The organism is Caulobacter sp. UNC358MFTsu5.1 (genome assembly GCF_000712075.1).
Classification (GTDB): Bacteria; Pseudomonadota; Alphaproteobacteria; order Caulobacterales; family Caulobacteraceae; genus Caulobacter.
Window position 1 is genome coordinate 109,574 of sequence record NZ_JONW01000011.1, and the last position, 15,493, is coordinate 125,066.

Consider the following 15,493-nt stretch of genomic DNA (forward strand, 5'->3'; position numbering starts at 1 on the left):
GAAGACGGGACTTCGCAAGCCGCGCGTCCCGACCTAGAACTGGGCCATGGCGCGCGCTTCGATCAGAACGAGCTGGCTGGCCTGGAGCGTGGCGCTCCTGGGCGCCCTGCTGCTGGTCGCCGGTCCGCTGGCCCCCGCCATGGCCGCGCCCATGGACTGCTGCCCGGACGCGCCTTGCCGCGACATCGACAAGTCGGCCTGTCCGCAGACCTGCGTGGTCGCCTGCCAGGTCATCGTCGCCCGCGAGCACGCCTTGTCCGAGCCCGTCCGTCGCGACGCCCCGGCCATCGCGCCCGAACCCGCGGCCATGCCGCCGGGACGGGCCCTGGCGCCGGACCTGCCCCCTCCACGGTGACTTCCGACTTCAGAAGACCTTCCTCAATCTGAAAATCGGAAACTCATCATGAAACGTATCTTCTCCACCGCGGCGCTGATGCTGCTGGTCTCGGCCACGGCCGCCTACGCCGCCGCGCCCGACGCCGTGACCAAGGCCGTCCAAGCCTGCTGCGCCCTGGGCGCGGCCTGCTGCAACGGCGGTCCTTGCTGCTGATCTAGCCTGACCGGCTAGGTCGGACGCCCGCCTCGCGAGGGGCGGGCGTCTTGCGTTCGGCTCAGGGCGCGGGCTTGGGCGCCGGCGGCGGCGTGTTGGCCGCCACCCGCCAGACGGTGTTGCCGACGTCGTCGGCCACCAGCAGGGCGCCGAACCGGTCAACCGCCACGCCCACCGGACGGCCCAGGGCCTGGCCCTTGGGGTCGAGGAAGCCGGTCAGGAACGGCTCGGCCGGGCCGGACGGCATGCCGTTGGCGAACGGCACGAAGGCCACGCGATAGCCGTTGACGGGCTTGCGGTTCCACGAGCCGTGCTGGCCGACGAAGGCCCCGCCCTTGTAGCGGGCCGGGAAGGCGTCGGCGTCGTAGAAGGTCAGGCCCAGCGAGGCGGTGTGGGCGCCCAGGGCGTAGTCCGGCTTGATCGCCCGGGCCACCAGGTCCGGCCGCTGCGGCTTCACCCGCGCGTCCACCGTCTGGCCGTAATAGCTGTAGGGCCAGCCGTAGAAGCCGCCGTCCTTGACCGAGGTCATGTAGTCGGGGACCAGGTCGTTGCCGATCTCGTCGCGCTCGTTGACGCTGGTCCACAGGGCGCGGCTGGTCGGCTGCCAGCCCATGCCGTTGGGATTGCGCAGGCCCGAGGCAAAGACGCGGCTGGCGCCGGTGGCCGGGTCGATCTCCAGGATCGCGGCGCGGCGCTCTTCGGCGGCCATGCCGTTCTCGCCGACATTGCTGTTGGAGCCGACGGTCACGTACAGCTTCGCGCCGTCCGGACTGGCGATGACGTTCTTGGTCCAGTGGTGGTTGATCGGCCCGGCCGGCAGGTCGGCGACTTTGCGGGGCGCGGCGGTGATCCGGGTCTGGCCCGTCTGGTAGGGGAAGGCCAGCAGGGCGTCGCTGTCGGCGACGTAGAAGGTGTTCCCCACCAGGGCCATGCCGAACGGCGAGTTCAGGCCGGACAGGAAGACGGTGCGGGCTTCCAGCACGCCGTCGTTATTGGCGTCGCGGAGCAGGGTGATCCGGTTGGCCGAGGGCACGGTCGCGCCGGCCTTGCCCATGATCTGCTTCTCGAACCAGCCCTTGAGGCCCTTGCTGTCCTCGGGCTTGGGCGGGGCGTTGGTCTCGGCCACCAGCACGTCGCCGTTGGGCAGCACGTACAGCCAGCGCGGATGGTCCAGGCCCCGGGCCAGGGCGGTGGCGACGAAACCGGGAGCGGCGTCGGGCGTCTGGCCGTCGGCCCAGCCGACCGCCGGCGCGATCTTCATCACCGGTATGACCTGCTTCTTGGCGGCGGGCAGGACGGGGTTGGGCCCATAGCCCTGCTCGGGCGGCAGGGACGGGCCGGCGCTGCAGTTCGACAGCAGCAGGGCCAGGGGCGGCAGGGCGATTAGGCCGAGTTCTTTGAGCATCGCGATCGTCCGACGGTGGATGCGGGAGACCTGAAGAACGCGCCGCCGCGTCCCCGGGTCCGGTAGCGCCAGTTCAGCTTACGGGAGCGTGCTCGTCCAGCCAGCGGCGGAAGAAGCCGGGATCGGGCAGGCCGGCCTGGTTGGCCGCGACCTTGCCGTCCTTGAACAGGAACAGAGCCGGGATGCCGCGCACGCCGTAGGCCTGGGCCAGGGCCGGTTCGGCATCGACATCGATCTTCACGAACCGGGCGCGGGGCTCCAGCTCGCCGGCGGACTTGGCGAAGATCGGGGCGATGGCCTTGCAGGGCCCGCACCAGGCCGCCCAGAAGTCGGCGACGATGGGGATCTGGCTGTTGGCGACATGCTTGCGGAAGCGGGCGGTGGTCAGGTCGATCGGCTGGCCGGTGAACAGCGGCTGGCCGCAGCGGCCGCACTTGGCCGCCCTGGCGTCGCGCGCGGCCGGCAGGCGGTTTGTGGCGTCGCAATGCGGGCAGACGATGTTGACGGTCTCGGCCATGGCTTTGTCTCAACGAAGCGGGAAACGCTTCGGTTCTGTCTTTGGGGTTCTATCGCCTGCCGACCTCGGACGCCGCCAGAAGGAACGCGCCCACGCCGTAAAGCTGGGTGTCGTCGGCCTCGACGTGGTCGGGGGCGTAGCCGATCTGCTGCACCCAGCCCAGCTTGCCGTCGGGCTGGACCGCGACGGCCAGGGCCGACCAGCCCTTGGCCATCGCCGTCTCGTACTTGGGCCCCTTCAGCAGCCCGTGGTTCAGGCCGTAGGCCAGGCCGTAGACGAAGAAGCCGGTGCCGCTGGTCTCGGGCGGGGTGTTCTCGGGCGCCAGCAGGGACGGGGGCCAGTAGCCGTCCGGCTTCTGCAGCGTGATCAGCCGGTCGGACATCCGGCGGAACAGGGCCTCGTAGCGCGACCGCGAGGGATGGTCGGCGGGCAGGGTCTTCAGGATGTCGACGATCCCGGCATAGACCCAGCCGTTGCCGCGGCTCCAGAAGATCTTGCGGCCCTTGTCGTCGCGGCGGTCGAAATAGCGGCTGTCGCGGTAGTAGAGGCCTTCCTGCTTGTCGAGCAGCCAGTCGGTCGCGGCCCAGAACTCCTTGTCGCCATAGGCGGCGTAGCGCGGGTCGCCGGCAGCCTGGGTCAGGCCGGTCCAGGCGGCGGGACCCATGAACAGGGCGTCGCTCCAGCACCAGCGGACCTGGCAGGGCTGGTCCTCGGTCCCGTCGATGAAGGTCAGGTCGGCCTTGGGCGGATCGGCCAGGATGGCGTCGAAGCGGGCCTTCAGCGGCGCGATCTGGGCCGGGTCGTGGTCGCGGGCGTAGGTCCAAAGCCAGGCCTGGCCGATCACGTGGTCGTCGGCGTGCAGCGAGCGGCGGCCCAGGTTCCAGCCCTGCTGGACGCCGTGGTCGCGGACGGCCTGGACCAGGGCCGGGTCGCCGGCCCGCTCGGCGAAGGCGGCCAGGCCGACGAACAGGGCGCCCTGCACCCAGCCGCGCGGATCGGGCGTGGCCCGGTGGCCGTGGGTGTAGTCGAACTTGTCCATGTGGCTCAGCTGCCAGGCCGCGACTTGGCGGCCCATCGTCAGGGCCTGGGCGGCGGTCGCCGTCCGAGCGGCCGCCGGGCGCTCGGCGGGCGCCGCCGTCGCCGTGCCGGAGGTCAGGGCCAGGGCCGAAAGGGCGATGATCAGGCTGGCCCGCATGGACGTGCTTCTCCCCAAGGCGCGTGGCTGTGCCGCCACGTCGCCGGCCAGTGCTAGGTCGGTTTAGCCGCTGGTCAAGTCAATACGGCCGGTTTTGGCGGTGTGAGCGGTATCGGTCTGGCCACATAGCGATGTTGTACGATAAATGGTCAGGCCAATTTGCTTGCATCGAGGCGCGGCTCAGCTATGGTGGCGTTCGACGAACCTCGTCGGCCTGGCGATGAACTTGTCCTTCATCGCACCTCCTCCCGGGGCCGGCCGGCGACGGGCGGCTGGATCCTTACCTCCAGCCGCCCATCCTCTCAGCTTCGATTCGCCCAGGTCTTGCGGGGATTTGCGCCTAGATCAGCGAGCGGCGCGCCAGCTCGTTGCGGCGGGCGGCGACCTCGCTGCGGGCCTGCTGCATCGCGTCGATCTCGGTGGCGGTCAGCAGGTTGTCGATCACCCGGCCCAAATGCTCGCGCATGGCGTTGCGGGCTTCCTTGGGGTCGCGGGCCTTCAGGGCGCTGAGGATTTCCTGGTGGTCGTCGATCAGCGGCCGCACGCCCACCTGGCGGGCGCGTTCCAGCATCGCCCGGCACAGCGGCGACTTGTAGCGCAGGTCCCACAGGTTCTCGATCACGGTGACCAGGGCGCTGTTGCGGGTGGCGCGGGCGATGGTGACGTGGAACCGGCGGTCGGCCAGGTCGCCGCGCACGTCGTGCTCGTTCTCCTCGACCATGTCGTCGAGGATCCGCTCCAGGTCGATCAGTTCCTGGTCGGTGATGGTGGTGGCGGCCAGGGCGCAGGACTCGCCCTCGATCAGGCGGCGGGCCTCGGTCAGCTCGAAGGCGCCGATGTCCAGTTCGGGGGCGGGCGCCTCGACCGGCGCGGCCTCGGTCACATAGACGCCCGAACCGTGACGCGCCTCGACCAAGCCGCGGATTTCCAGGGCGATCATCGCCTCGCGCACCGTGGGACGGCTGACCTTGTATTCCTCGGCCAGGTCGCGCTCGGAGGGCAGGCGGTGTCCCGGCTGGAAGGCGCCCTCGCGGATCGATTCGGCGATCGCGTTGGCGACCTGTTGGTAGAGCTTGCGGGTTTCAGCGGTCGACGTGGTCATGAGACTTTCCCGCCCCGCGCGCATCGCCGGGCCGAAGGCAGCCTAGAGCAAGGTCGCGAAAGACGCCACGTCGCACTGGCGCATTTGTAATATGTTGTCTATGGATTGGTCAGGCCACTTAAGCGACCCAGGTAGACCAACACTCCATGCTCAAGATTATCGACGCCAAGGTTATCGTCACCTGCCCGGGGCGCAACTTCGTCACCCTCAAGATCACCACCTCGGACGGCGTCACCGGCGTCGGCGACGCCACGCTGAACGGGCGCGAGCTGGCCGTGGTCAGCTATCTGCGCGACCATATGATCCCGTGCCTGATCGGCCGCGACGCCCACCGGATCGAGGACATCTGGCAGTTCTTCTATCGCGGCTCGTACTGGCGCGGCGGCCCGGTGGGCATGACCGCCCTGGCCGCGGTCGACATGGCGCTGTGGGACATCAAGGCCAAGGTGGCCGGCCTGCCGCTGTACCAGCTGCTGGGCGGCGCCTGCCGCGAGGGTGTCACCGTCTACGGCCACGCCAACGGCGAGACCATCGCCGACACCATCGCCGAGGCCCAGAAGTACAAGGCCATGGGCTACAAGGCGATCCGCCTGCAGACCGGCGTGCCCGGCCTGGCCAGCACCTACGGGGTGTCGGGCGACAAGATGTTCTACGAGCCGGCCGACGCCGACCTGCCCAGCGAGAACGTCTGGTCGACGGCCAAGTACCTCAAGCACGCCCCCAAGCTGTTCGAGGCCGCGCGCGAGGCGCTGGGCGACGACGTCCACCTGCTGCACGACGTCCATCACCGCCTGACGCCGATCGAGGCGGCCCGCCTGGGCAAGGACCTGGAGCCCTACCGCCTGTTCTGGCTGGAGGATGCGGTGCCCGCCGAGAACCAGGCCGGCTTCCGCCTGATCCGCCAGCACACCACCACCCCGCTGGCCGTGGGCGAGATCTTCAGCCACGTCTGGGACGCCAACATCCTGATCCAGGAGCAGCTGATCGACTATCTGCGGGCCACGGTCCTGCACGCGGGCGGCATCACCAACCTGCGCAAGATCGCCGCCTTCGCGGACCTGCACCACGTGCGGACCGGCTGCCACGGGGCCACCGACCTGTCGCCGGTGACCATGGCCGCGGCCCTGCACTTCGACATGTCGATCCCGAACTTCGGGCTGCAGGAGTACATGCGCCACACGCCCGAGACCGACGCGGTGTTCCCGCACGCCTACAGCTTCAAGGACGGCCTGCTGCATCCGGGCGAGGCGCCGGGTCTGGGCGTCGACATCGACGAGGCCCTGGCCGAGCAATACCCCTACAAGCGCGCCTACCTGCCGGTGAACCGGCTGGAGGACGGGACCATGTACAACTGGTGAGGCCTCTTCCGCGTCGCCTCGGGGCGGCGCGGATTTTCTAGGTTTCCAATGGGTTGATATTGGTCTGACCGTCGTCGCCCGTATCCGCCAATTGGCTTGACAACTTGTGTGGCGAGGGTAGCTAGATGGCCTGGCCACATAAGAAATCGTCTCCGCCTAAGGCTGACGAGGGCGGGGAAACCATGTCGTTCAAGTCCATCCGCAAGCGCCTGTTGCTGGCCGCAGCTCTGGCGGCGGTCGCATCGCCGGCGTTGGCCGTCGCGGCGTCGGTCGCCGACCCCGGCGGGCGGGGGCAGGCCTACGCGACCGTCCCGCCGATGAACCAGACGGTCGAGACCCGCCTGCTGCCCCAGATGGCCGTGCTGCTCGACAAGCTGATGGTCGAGAAGCGCGACATGACGCTGGACGGCGTGCGGGTGTTCGATGCCGACGACAAGTTCCTGCCGGGCAAGGTGGCCATCGGTCTCGCCTACCTGCTGATCGACACGCCGCGTGACGATCCGAAGTTCGCGACCTACCTGGCCGGCTACCGGCAGATCGCCGACATGACGGCGGACGACACCAACAACACCTGGGGCATCTATTATTACTGCCAGGCCCTGCACATGCTGCAGCAGGCCGGCCTGCTGGAGCAGGCGGTGTCGCCCCAGACCCTGGCCAAGCTGAAGGCCAAGCTGGACTGGCGCCATTTCGTCCGCACCGACGACCTGACCCTGATCGACCTGCCCAACAACTATTACGGCGTGGCCTTCAGCGTGGCGCGGCTGCGCTACCAGCTGGGCTGGGAGGACGCCTCGGCCAGCGAGGCCCTGCTGGAGAAGACGCTCGACCACTACCGCAAATATTCCGGCGAGTACGGCTTCGCCGACGAGACCGACGGCGACGGGCGGTTCGACCGCTACAGCGTGCTGCTGATCGGCGAGATCAGCCACCGCCTGATCGAGGCGGGCATGCCGGCGACCCCGGAGGTCAAGGGCTGGCTGCGCAAGTCGGTCGACCTGATGCTGCCGCGCCTGAACCTGCGGGGCGAGGGCTTCGAATACGGCCGCAGCATAGGGGCCTATGGCGAGACGGCCTTCCTGGAGGTGCTGACCGCGGCGGCCAAGCTGGACGTGCTGACGCCCCAGGAAAAGACGATGGCCTACGCCTTCTCGTCGCGCGTCACGGCCCGCTACATGGACTTCTGGTTCGATCCCAAGATGGGCTCGGTGAACCTGTGGGAGCACGGTCGGCGCACCGACGAGTATCGCGGCAAGCACCGGATCCTGGGCGAGAACCTCAGCCTGGCGCGCCAGCACATCTACACCAGCGCGATCTGGGACGAGCTGGGCTTCAAGGACAAGACGCCCGACCCGGGCTACGCCGCCTGGCTCGATACGCTGCCCAAGCGCCGGGTGACCTGGTTCGCGCGCGGCCGGCACGACCGGCTGGTGGTCACCCTCCGTGACCATGACCGCGTCATCGGCCTGCCGATCGTCAACGGCGGCAAGAGCCAGCACGAGAACACGCCCTATTATCCGATCCCGTTCTCGCCCGGCATGCTGGCCGGCGTGGCCGACGGCGAGTTCCCGCAACTGCTGCCGCGCCTGACCCTGGCCGACGGCGCGCGCGTGACGCCGCTGGCCTACGCCCGGAACGTCAAGGTGACGGAGCAGGGGGCGCGGACCGTCGTCACATATGAGCAGGACCAGCTGGACAGGCTGGGAACCAGCGCGCCGATCGCCGACGACCGGGTTTCGGTGAAGACCACCTACGTCCTGGAGCCCGGCAAAATCCGCCGCACGGACGTCTTCACGCCCAAGGCGGGGCAGGGGATCAAGGCCGTGGACCTGTCGTTCGCCGGCTTCTCATCGGCGCCGACCACCAAGGGCGGGGCCACGACCTACGGCCAGGGCGACGTGCGGCGCTTCACGGTGACGGGACTGGGCTGCACCTCGCGGCCGCTGAAGGACGAGAAGGCCTACCGCACCCCGACCGGGGCGTTCCAAAGCCTGGTGGAATGCACGAGCGGACCGAAGGCGGGCCCGCTGACGGTCAGCTGGACGCTGAACTACAGGTAGGCCGAGGACATGCCTTTGGGCGTGTCCCCACCAAGGACTCCGTCCCTCCCCCTTGTGGCGAGGGGGAGGCGTGGGATCACACCCACTTGCCCCCACCTGACCGCTTCGCGGTCTGTCCGCCCCCGTAGGGGGCGGAGCCTCGCACCAGCGCTCTTCCCCCTCCGGGGGAAGACGACCGCGAAGCGGTCCGTAGGGGGCAAGGGTTCGGTGCAGGGCCTTCCCTGCAGGGCGATCTACTTCACACGCGTCAGGATCAGCGTCTGGTCCGGCGGGCCGGGTTTGCCGTCGATGTCCTGTTCGACCAGCAGGGTGTCGGCGTCGGTGCGGGTGACCTTCATCGACTGGCGGCGCGATCCCTGCTCGCCGTGAGTGGTGACGGTGACGGCGGCCTGGCCGACGCGCTGCACACTGATGGTCACCAGGTTCAGGTTGACAACGGCCTGGGTCGTGGGGCCGTCGAGCACGGCGTGGGCGAACTGCAGGGCGGCGACGCCGGCCTCATCGACCTCGACCAGCGTCCAGGCCAGGCTCTTGCCGTCGTCGATGGTGACGTCCAGCTCGCCGCTCAGCGGCGGCGGGCCGGTCAGGGCGGCGTTGAACTTCGAGCGCGGCAGGTCGATCGCCCAGCGCCCGGTCACGCCCATCGGGCCGCTGAACGGCTGGGCGTTGGCGACGACCGGCACGGCGACCGCCAGCAGGGCGGCGCCGACCAGGGCGGAAAAGGCGCGAGCGGTCTTGCTCATGGGGTCGGCTCCGGATTCAGGCCCGACGAGTCCGGGCGAGCGCTGTGACGCAGGGTAATCTGGCCCCGCGCGCCCGCCCGATCAAGGCGTCGGCCCCAAGTCGCCCCCGGGGCGGCCGGAGCCAAGCCCTTAGAACGGCGAGAATTTCTCGACCAGGGCCTGGCCGCCCGGGACCTTCTGGACGCGGCTGATGTCGCCGCGGCCGCCGTAGCTGATGCGGGCTTCGGCGATCTGGGTGTGCTTGATGGTGTTGGCCGAGGAGATGTCTTCCGGACGCACGATGCCGGCCACGGTCAGCTGGCGGACCTCGGCGTTGGTGCGCACTTCCTGGGTGCCCTGGATCACCAGGTTGCCGTTGGGCATCACGCCCGAGACGACGGCGGCGATGGTCAGGCTGATCTTTTCCGAGCGGTTCACCGCGCCGGCGCCGGCGTTGGACGAGCCCGACTTGGTGTTGATCATGTTGGCCGGGTCGTAGCCGCCCGGCAGGATCTTCCCGAGGCTGGATTCCAGGCCCAGGAAGTTCGGCACGCCCAGATTGCTGTTCGAGGTGCGCGAGGTCGAGGTCTGGTTCTTGGTGGTGGCGCTGTCGTCGATGTCGATGTTGACGGTCAGGATGTCGCCGACCTTGCTGGCGCGCTGGTCGTTGAAGAAGGTGCGCGCGCCGGTGCGCCACAGCGAGTTGGCCGAGGCCGCCTGGGGCGGGGCGGCGTATTGCTGGGTCATCGGGGCCAGCTGGGCCGGATAGCCGACGGGGGCCAGCTCGGGGCCCTTCACGGCTTCGGTGACGGTCGAGCAGGCGGCGAGCGGGGCGAGCAGCAGGAGGGCGGCGAGGGCGGGGCGCATCGTGTGTGACCTTCTCAGCGAGCGGCGTAGCGCAGCGTGTTGTTACGGTTGGCCTTCAGGCGCATCGCCTGGGGGCCGACGGCGGTCGAGCCGGGTCCGGTGACCACGGTCTCGATGATCTTCTTGCTGGCGGTGTTCTGGACCATCAGGCTCTCGCCGATGGCCGCCGCCGACATGGCCTTGCCTTGCAATGTCAGGGCCACGCCGTCGTCCTCGTAGGTGACTGCGACGATATCGCCCGCCTTGATGACCTGCGGGGTCGAGACGTCGCGCAGGCTGGCGGCCGCGCCCTGGCGCAGCGGGCGTTTGACGGTCATGCCGATCACGTCGTCGGCGTCGCGCGGGGCGTCCGAGGGGGCCGCGGCCATCTTCACCCAGACCAGGTCTTCCGGCTGGACCATCTCGCCGGTCGCCAGGCTGCGGGCGTATGCAAGAACTTCCACGTTGCCGCGCGGCGCGCCGGCCAGGCCGGCGTCCGAGCCCTGGCGGACGATGATCCGGCGCACGCCGTTGGCGTTGTCCCAGTCCAGGCCCGCCCGGCGGGCGGCGATCTGCACCGCGCCGGCGTCCAGCACGGCCGAGGGGCCCACGCGGGTGGCGACCACCACGTTCGAGGCCGCGCCGGCCCCGTCGAACAGCTCGCCCAGGGTGATCTTGCCGTCGGCGTCGGTGGTGTCGGGCCGCAGCGAGACGCTGGTTCCGGCCAGGGCCGGGGTGGCGATCAGCAGGGCGGCGAGGGAGGAAAGGATCATCGAAGAAAAGGCGGGCGCTTTCATGAGCTTACGACCTCAGGTTCGAAGTGGCCTGGAGCATCTGGTCGGCCGTGGTGATGACCTTGGAGTTCATCTCGTAGGCGCGCTGGGCGACGATCAGGGCGGTGATTTCGCTGACCGAGTCCACGTTCGACGCTTCGGTGTAGTTCTGCAGCAGGGTGCCGAAGCCGGGCTGGCCGGGGGCGGCGATGTTGGCCGCGCCCGAGGCCGCGGTTTCCATGAACATGTTGTCGCCGATGGCTTCCAGGCCGCCTTCGTTCATGAAGTTGGCCAGTTCCAGCTGACCGACGGTCTGCGGGTTCGGGTCGCCGTCCAGCTTCACCTGCACCAGGCCGGTCTTGCTGATCGTGGTGGCGACGGCGTTCTGCGGGATCGTGATGCCCGGCTGGACGGTGTAGCCGTCCTCGGTCACCAGCTGGCCCTGGTCGTTGGTCGAGAAGTTGCCGGCGCGGGTGTAGGCGGTCTCGCCCGAGGGCAGCAGGATCTGCAGGAAGCCCTTGCCCTGGATGGCCACGTCGAACTCGTTGTTCGTCATGGTGGGCGTGCCCTGCTCGTGGATGCGGTAGACCGAGCCGGCCTTCACGCCGCCGCCGATCTGCACGCCCGTCGGGACCACGTTGCCGTCGCCCGACGACTGCGAGCCGGCGCGCTCGATCGTCTGGTAGATCAGGTCCTGGAACTCGGCCCGTTGGCGCTTGAAGCCCACGGTGTTCATGTTGGCGATGTTGTTCGAGATGACCTCGACGTTCAGCTGCTGGGCGGCCATGCCCGTGGCGGCGGTGCGGAGCGCTTGCATCTTCGTAGTTCCTTACTGGACCTTGCCCATCCGCTCGACGGCGGACCGGGACAGTTCCGAGGTTTGATCCATCATCTTGGCCACGCTCTCGTAGGCGCGGTTGACCTCGATCAGCTTGGTGATCTGGGTGATCGACTGGACGTTGGAGGCCTCAAGCATGCCCTGGTGGATCGCGGCGTCCGGGGCGGCCTGGGGGGTGTCGTTGGTGGTGTTGCGATAGAGGTTGTCGCCGTCCTTGCGGAAGGCGGCCAGGTCGGTGGGGCGCACCACGGCGATCTTGCCGGCGCGCTCGGCGCCCTGGCTGACCGTGCCGTCGCGGGCGATGGTGACGGGGCCCTTCAGCGGGTCCAGCAGGATCTCGCCGCCGCCGTCGTCCAGCACCGGCTGGCCGTTCTGGGTGACCAGCTTGCCGTCCGGGGCCATGGTGAAACGGCCGTCGCGGGTGTAGCGCTCGCCGCCGACGGTGGAGACCTTGAAGAAGCCCTGGCCTTCCAGGGCCAGGTCGAAGTCGCCGCCCGTCTGGGTCAGGGCGCCCTGGCTGAAATCGCGCGCCACGCCGTCGTCCAGCACGAACTTGACGGGGTTCGTACCGCCGGCGGTGCGGGCCGGCTTCGCCGGCTCGGTGCGGACCATCAGCTCCTCGACCTTGAAGCCGGTCGTGTTGGCGTTGGCGATGTTGTTCGCGACGATGTCGAGTTCGCGGCGCAGGGTCATCTGCCGCGAAAGTCCGACGTAAAGTGCGTTGTCCATGACCGGTTACCGAGACGGCTGGCGCGACAAATGCGCCGCAATCCTGCTAGCAACCCTCGTGCCAACTCGAAAAGTTCTGTAAAAACAACGAATATGAAGGTTAACGGGCCGTCGGTGACGGAGTCTGCCGGGCAGATTCAGCCTGCGGCGAAATGGCCTTCAAAAGACATCGTTAACCATGTCCCACGCATGAGTAGACCCGTAGATTCCAAGGAACCGCGCGCGTGGCCAACAAACCCCCCAAGGATGCTCCCGCCCCGGAAGGCGAAGAGGGCGCTGTCGAGGGCGAAGCTCCGGCTAAGAAGAAGCCGCCGATGATGATCATCATCGCGGCCGCGGCGGCCGTCGTCCTGGTCGGCGGCGGGGTGACCACGTTCCTGCTCCTGAAGCCCAAGCCCGAGGCCTCGGCCGAGAAGGGCCACGAAAAGCCGAAGAAGAAGGAAAAGAAGAAGGAAGAGAAGGGCGGCCATGGCGGCGGCGGCGAAGGCGCGGCTCCGGCCGCCGGCGCGCCGGTGATCAAGGAAGGCCCCGACGGCGTGGTGTTCTACACCCTGCCGGACATCGTCGTGAACATGCAGGCCGCGGACGGCCGCTCGACCTTCCTGAAGCTGAAGCTGACCTTCGAACTGCCCGACGAGGAGACGGCCGAGGCCCTGACGCCGAACCTCCCGCGTCTGCAGGACATGTTCCAGACCTTCCTGCGCGAACTGCGTCCGGAAGACCTCAACGGCAGCCAGGGCAGCTATCAACTGCGCGCCGAGCTGCTGCGTCGCGTTAATCTGGTCGCCGCGCCTTCCCACGTGAACGCGGTGCTGATCGAGGAGATGCTGATCAACTAGCCCTCGGGCTGGTTGAGGCGAACCGACATGGCTGACGAAATCGACGATCAGGCCGCGATGGCCCAGTGGGCCTCGGAGAACCCGCCGAACGACTTCGGCGGCGAGGCCGGCGGCAACGAGTTTGGCGACTTCAGCGGCGGCATGGGCGGCTGGGACGACGGCGGCGGCGACGGGATGGGCGCCGAGCGCATCCTGAACCAGGACGAGATCGACAGCCTGCTGGGCTTCGACATGTCCGGCGACGGCAACGACGACCGCACCGGCATCCGCGCGATCATCAACTCGGCGCTGGTCTCGTACGAGCGCCTGCCGATGCTGGAAATCGTCTTCGACCGCCTGGTGCGGTTGATGACGACGTCCCTGCGGAACTTCACGTCCGACAACGTCGAGGTCAGCCTCGACAACATCAGCTCGATCCGCTTCGGCGACTATCTGAACTCGATCCCGCTGCCGGCCATCCTGGCCGTCTTCCGGGCCGAGGAGCTGGACAACTACGGCCTGCTGACGGTCGACTCCAACCTGATCTACTCGATCGTCGACGTGCTGCTGGGCGGCCGTCGCGGCACCGCGGCCATGCGCATCGAGGGCCGTCCCTACACCACCATCGAGCGGGTGCTGGTGCAGCGGATGGTCGAGGTGGTGCTGCACGACGCCAAGGCGGCGTTCGAGCCCCTGCATCCGGTGTCGTTCAGCCTGGACCGCCTGGAGACCAATCCGCGCTTCGCCGCCATCGCCCGGCCGGCCAACGCCGCGATTCTTGTGAAGCTTCGGATCGACATGGAAGACCGCGGCGGCAGAATCGAGCTTCTGCTGCCCTATGCGACCCTCGAACCCATCCGGAAGATGCTGCTGCAGCAGTTCATGGGCGAGAAGTTCGGCCGCGACAACATCTGGGAAGGCCACTTGGCCACCGAACTCTGGACCACCCAGATGGAGGTGCGCGCCGTGCTCGACGAGCAGCAACTGCCGTTGTCCAAGGTGCTGAACCTGCAGGTGGGCGACACCCTGATGCTGAACGCCACGCCCGACAGCCCGGTGGAGCTGCGCGCCGGCTCCATCCCGCTGACCCGCGGACGCATGGGCCGCCGCAACCACTCGATCGCCGTGCGCGCCGACGCGCCCCTGACCCCGGCGGCCAAGAAGGCGGTTCAGAAGCTGAAATGAGTCTGACGGCCATCGTCCTCAACGGTCTGCTCGCGGTGCTGCTGGTGGTGGCGCTGGGCTACGGCATGCGCCTGGAGCGCCGGCTGAAGGCCCTGCGCGACAGCCACGAGGGCTTCGCCAAGGCCGTGGCCGACCTCGACCGCGCCGCCATGCGCGCCGAGCAGGGCCTGGCCGACCTGCGCGCCGCCACGGACGAAGCCGCCGACACCCTGGGCGACCGCATCGCCAAGGCCCACGCCCTGGCGGCCCAGCTGGACGAGCGCCTGAACCAGCCGATGATCACGCCGCCGCCCGCCGCGACGGGCCGCGCCGCCGTCGAGCGGCGTCTGTCGGCCGAGCCGCGCCATTCTGTCGAACAACGTTTGGCCGCCGAGCCGCGTCCGATGCGCGCACCCGAACCCGAGCCGGCGCCGCAAAGCCAACGCCGCCTGCGGGCCGAGGACTTCGAGAAGCTGCTGGACCGCGAGGCCCGCATCCCCCGCGACGCCCCGCCGCCTTCCGCCGCGCGCCCTTCCGCGTCAAAGGAAACCCCGCGTTCACGGGCGCGGATAGATGATGACTTGTTCGAGGGCCCGGAAGATCCGCCGCGCCCCGGTTCGACCTTTAGGGGCCGTCGATGAAAAATGTTCCGCGCATCCTGCCGATCGTCGGGGTCGCCGTGGTCGGCGTGCTGGCCGTCAACGCCCTGGCCGGCGCGAAATCCCTGCCGGACATGATCAGCGGCGCCAAGGCCTTCGCCGAGGGCGTGGCCAAGCCCGACGCCAAGGACGGTGAAAAGGCCGCCTCGGCCGCCGACGCCGGCAAGGACGCCGCCGCCAAGGCCGCGCCTCCGGCGGTCTGCGCGCCGTCGTCCAGCGAACTGGCCAAGGAAGCCGGCCTGTCGCCGGCCGAACTGCGCGTGCTGCAGAGCCTGGGTCAGCGCCGCGGCCAGCTGGACCAGCGCGAGCAGGACATCGACGTCCAGCTGCAGCTGTTGGCCGCCGCCGAGGCCAAGCTCGACGCCAAGATGAAGGCGCTGAACGGCATGAAGGGCGAGATCCAGGGCCTGCTGGGCCAGGCCGACGCCCAGAAGGAAGCCGAGGCCAACCGCATGGTGCTGGTCTATTCGGCCATGAAGCCCAAGGACGCCGCCGCCCGCATGAGCGTGCTGGACGACAGCGTGCGCCTGCCGATCGCCTCGAAGATGAAGGAGCGCACGCTCAGCATGATCCTGGCCAACATGTCGCCCGGCGACGCCAAGATCCTGACCGAGCGCCTGGCCAACCGCCTGTCGGCCGACGCCATCGCCAAGCAGCGCGCCGCCCTGGCCGCCGCCGACAAGCCCGCCGCCGATCCCTCGGCCCAGGCGGCGGCCGCGCCGCCCTTGGCCGGCGGCAAGAAGGCCGGATAGGACAG

Annotated in this window: 17 protein-coding genes; 8 read left to right on the forward strand and 9 right to left on the reverse strand. The window is 69.0% G+C overall.

Going from position 1 to position 15,493, the window contains the following annotated elements; translation table 11 throughout:
- Positions 1-46 precede the first annotated feature (46 nt).
- Both BR39_RS26625 and BR39_RS26835 read left to right on the forward strand, forming a co-directional pair.
- Complete coding sequence (locus BR39_RS26625) at positions 47-355, forward strand: hypothetical protein (protein WP_156035864.1); 309 nt, start codon at positions 47-49, stop codon at positions 353-355.
- A gap of 48 nt (positions 356-403) precedes the next feature.
- A complete protein-coding gene (locus BR39_RS26835; protein ID WP_197026744.1) occupies positions 404-550 on the forward strand; it encodes a hypothetical protein in 147 nt (48 codons plus the stop codon).
- Positions 551-611: 61 nt separating this feature from the next.
- Here BR39_RS26835 and BR39_RS0121585 read toward each other — a convergent pair whose 3' ends face one another.
- From BR39_RS0121585 to BR39_RS0121600, 4 genes are all read right to left on the reverse strand, one after another.
- Positions 612-1,955, reverse strand: coding sequence for a sorbosone dehydrogenase family protein (locus BR39_RS0121585; RefSeq protein WP_029916067.1), 1,344 nt, complete (start codon positions 1,953-1,955; stop codon positions 612-614).
- A gap of 73 nt (positions 1,956-2,028) precedes the next feature.
- On the reverse strand, positions 2,029-2,472 hold the full coding sequence (gene trxC, locus BR39_RS0121590; RefSeq protein WP_029916069.1) for a thioredoxin TrxC: 444 nt from the start codon (positions 2,470-2,472) through the stop codon (positions 2,029-2,031).
- Between the two features lie 49 nt (positions 2,473-2,521).
- Positions 2,522-3,667 (reverse strand): glycoside hydrolase family 105 protein, encoded by a 1,146-nt coding sequence (locus tag BR39_RS0121595; protein WP_029916071.1) that lies wholly within the window; start codon positions 3,665-3,667, stop codon positions 2,522-2,524.
- A gap of 340 nt (positions 3,668-4,007) precedes the next feature.
- Entirely contained in the window at positions 4,008-4,769 is a 762-nt protein-coding gene (locus BR39_RS0121600) for a FadR/GntR family transcriptional regulator (protein ID WP_029916073.1), read from the reverse strand.
- Between the two features lie 146 nt (positions 4,770-4,915).
- Between BR39_RS0121600 and manD the strand changes: the two genes are divergently transcribed.
- Both manD and BR39_RS0121610 read left to right on the forward strand, forming a co-directional pair.
- Positions 4,916-6,127, forward strand: a complete 1,212-nt coding sequence (gene manD, locus BR39_RS0121605; protein ID WP_029916075.1) for a D-mannonate dehydratase ManD — start codon at positions 4,916-4,918, stop codon at positions 6,125-6,127.
- 182 nt (positions 6,128-6,309) lie between these two features.
- Positions 6,310-8,187: a hypothetical protein gene (locus BR39_RS0121610; RefSeq protein ID WP_029916077.1), complete on the forward strand. Its 1,878-nt coding sequence runs from the start codon at positions 6,310-6,312 to the stop codon at positions 8,185-8,187.
- A 233-nt stretch (positions 8,188-8,420) separates the two neighbouring features.
- Here the strand turns inward: BR39_RS0121610 and BR39_RS0121615 are convergent, their stop codons facing one another.
- From BR39_RS0121615 to flgF, 5 genes are all read right to left on the reverse strand, one after another.
- Complete coding sequence (locus BR39_RS0121615) at positions 8,421-8,930, reverse strand: hypothetical protein (protein ID WP_029916079.1); 510 nt, start codon at positions 8,928-8,930, stop codon at positions 8,421-8,423.
- Positions 8,931-9,059: 129 nt separating this feature from the next.
- Positions 9,060-9,776 (reverse strand): flagellar basal body L-ring protein FlgH, encoded by a 717-nt coding sequence (gene flgH / locus BR39_RS0121620; protein ID WP_029916080.1) that lies wholly within the window; start codon positions 9,774-9,776, stop codon positions 9,060-9,062.
- A gap of 14 nt (positions 9,777-9,790) precedes the next feature.
- Positions 9,791-10,552 carry a flagellar basal body P-ring formation chaperone FlgA gene (gene flgA, locus BR39_RS0121625; protein WP_029916081.1) on the reverse strand — a complete coding sequence of 254 codons (762 nt, stop codon included), beginning with the start codon at positions 10,550-10,552 and terminating at the stop codon, positions 9,791-9,793.
- Between the two features lie 4 nt (positions 10,553-10,556).
- Positions 10,557-11,345: a flagellar basal-body rod protein FlgG gene (flgG, locus tag BR39_RS0121630; protein ID WP_029916082.1), complete on the reverse strand. Its 789-nt coding sequence runs from the start codon at positions 11,343-11,345 to the stop codon at positions 10,557-10,559.
- A gap of 12 nt (positions 11,346-11,357) precedes the next feature.
- Complete coding sequence (gene flgF / locus BR39_RS0121635) at positions 11,358-12,095, reverse strand: flagellar basal-body rod protein FlgF (protein WP_029916083.1); 738 nt, start codon at positions 12,093-12,095, stop codon at positions 11,358-11,360.
- Positions 12,096-12,319: 224 nt separating this feature from the next.
- Between flgF and fliL the strand changes: the two genes are divergently transcribed.
- The 4 genes from fliL to BR39_RS0121655 are packed head-to-tail and all read left to right on the forward strand — an operon-like array spanning position 12,320 to position 15,488.
- The gene (fliL, locus tag BR39_RS0121640) at positions 12,320-12,934 is read left to right on the forward strand and encodes a flagellar basal body-associated protein FliL (RefSeq protein WP_029916084.1); all 615 of its coding nucleotides are present in this window, start codon (positions 12,320-12,322) and stop codon (positions 12,932-12,934) included.
- A 27-nt stretch (positions 12,935-12,961) separates the two neighbouring features.
- Entirely contained in the window at positions 12,962-14,098 is a 1,137-nt protein-coding gene (fliM, locus tag BR39_RS0121645; RefSeq protein WP_029916085.1) for a flagellar motor switch protein FliM, read from the forward strand.
- Positions 14,095-14,718, forward strand: a complete 624-nt coding sequence (locus BR39_RS0121650) for a DUF6468 domain-containing protein (protein ID WP_029916087.1) — start codon at positions 14,095-14,097, stop codon at positions 14,716-14,718. The genes fliM and BR39_RS0121650 overlap by 4 nt, the downstream gene beginning before the upstream one ends.
- Positions 14,715-15,488 carry a MotE family protein gene (locus tag BR39_RS0121655; RefSeq protein WP_029916090.1) on the forward strand — a complete coding sequence of 258 codons (774 nt, stop codon included), beginning with the start codon at positions 14,715-14,717 and terminating at the stop codon, positions 15,486-15,488. The genes BR39_RS0121650 and BR39_RS0121655 overlap by 4 nt, the downstream gene beginning before the upstream one ends.
- Positions 15,489-15,493 lie beyond the last annotated feature (5 nt).

Bases quoted from the DNA above. Each gene is read 5' to 3' on its own strand.
- BR39_RS0121650 (WP_029916087.1), top strand. From the start codon at position 14,095: ATGAGTCTGACGGCCATCGTCCTCAACGGTCTGCTCGCGGTGCTGCTG.
- BR39_RS26835 (WP_197026744.1), top strand. From the start codon at position 404: ATGAAACGTATCTTCTCCACCGCGGCGCTGATGCTGCTGGTCTCGGCC.
- BR39_RS0121655 (WP_029916090.1), top strand. From the start codon at position 14,715: ATGAAAAATGTTCCGCGCATCCTGCCGATCGTCGGGGTCGCCGTGGTC.
- flgG (WP_029916082.1), bottom strand. From the start codon at position 11,345: ATGCAAGCGCTCCGCACCGCCGCCACGGGCATGGCCGCCCAGCAGCTG.
- manD (WP_029916075.1), top strand. From the start codon at position 4,916: ATGCTCAAGATTATCGACGCCAAGGTTATCGTCACCTGCCCGGGGCGC.
- fliM (WP_029916085.1), top strand. From the start codon at position 12,962: ATGGCTGACGAAATCGACGATCAGGCCGCGATGGCCCAGTGGGCCTCG.
- flgF (WP_029916083.1), bottom strand. From the start codon at position 12,095: ATGGACAACGCACTTTACGTCGGACTTTCGCGGCAGATGACCCTGCGC.
- BR39_RS0121585 (WP_029916067.1), bottom strand. From the start codon at position 1,955: ATGCTCAAAGAACTCGGCCTAATCGCCCTGCCGCCCCTGGCCCTGCTG.
- BR39_RS26625 (WP_156035864.1), top strand. From the start codon at position 47: ATGGCGCGCGCTTCGATCAGAACGAGCTGGCTGGCCTGGAGCGTGGCG.
- BR39_RS0121600 (WP_029916073.1), bottom strand. From the start codon at position 4,769: ATGACCACGTCGACCGCTGAAACCCGCAAGCTCTACCAACAGGTCGCC.
- BR39_RS0121615 (WP_029916079.1), bottom strand. From the start codon at position 8,930: ATGAGCAAGACCGCTCGCGCCTTTTCCGCCCTGGTCGGCGCCGCCCTG.
- flgA (WP_029916081.1), bottom strand. From the start codon at position 10,552: ATGAAAGCGCCCGCCTTTTCTTCGATGATCCTTTCCTCCCTCGCCGCC.
- BR39_RS0121610 (WP_029916077.1), top strand. From the start codon at position 6,310: ATGTCGTTCAAGTCCATCCGCAAGCGCCTGTTGCTGGCCGCAGCTCTG.
- flgH (WP_029916080.1), bottom strand. From the start codon at position 9,776: ATGCGCCCCGCCCTCGCCGCCCTCCTGCTGCTCGCCCCGCTCGCCGCC.
- trxC (WP_029916069.1), bottom strand. From the start codon at position 2,472: ATGGCCGAGACCGTCAACATCGTCTGCCCGCATTGCGACGCCACAAAC.
- BR39_RS0121595 (WP_029916071.1), bottom strand. From the start codon at position 3,667: ATGCGGGCCAGCCTGATCATCGCCCTTTCGGCCCTGGCCCTGACCTCC.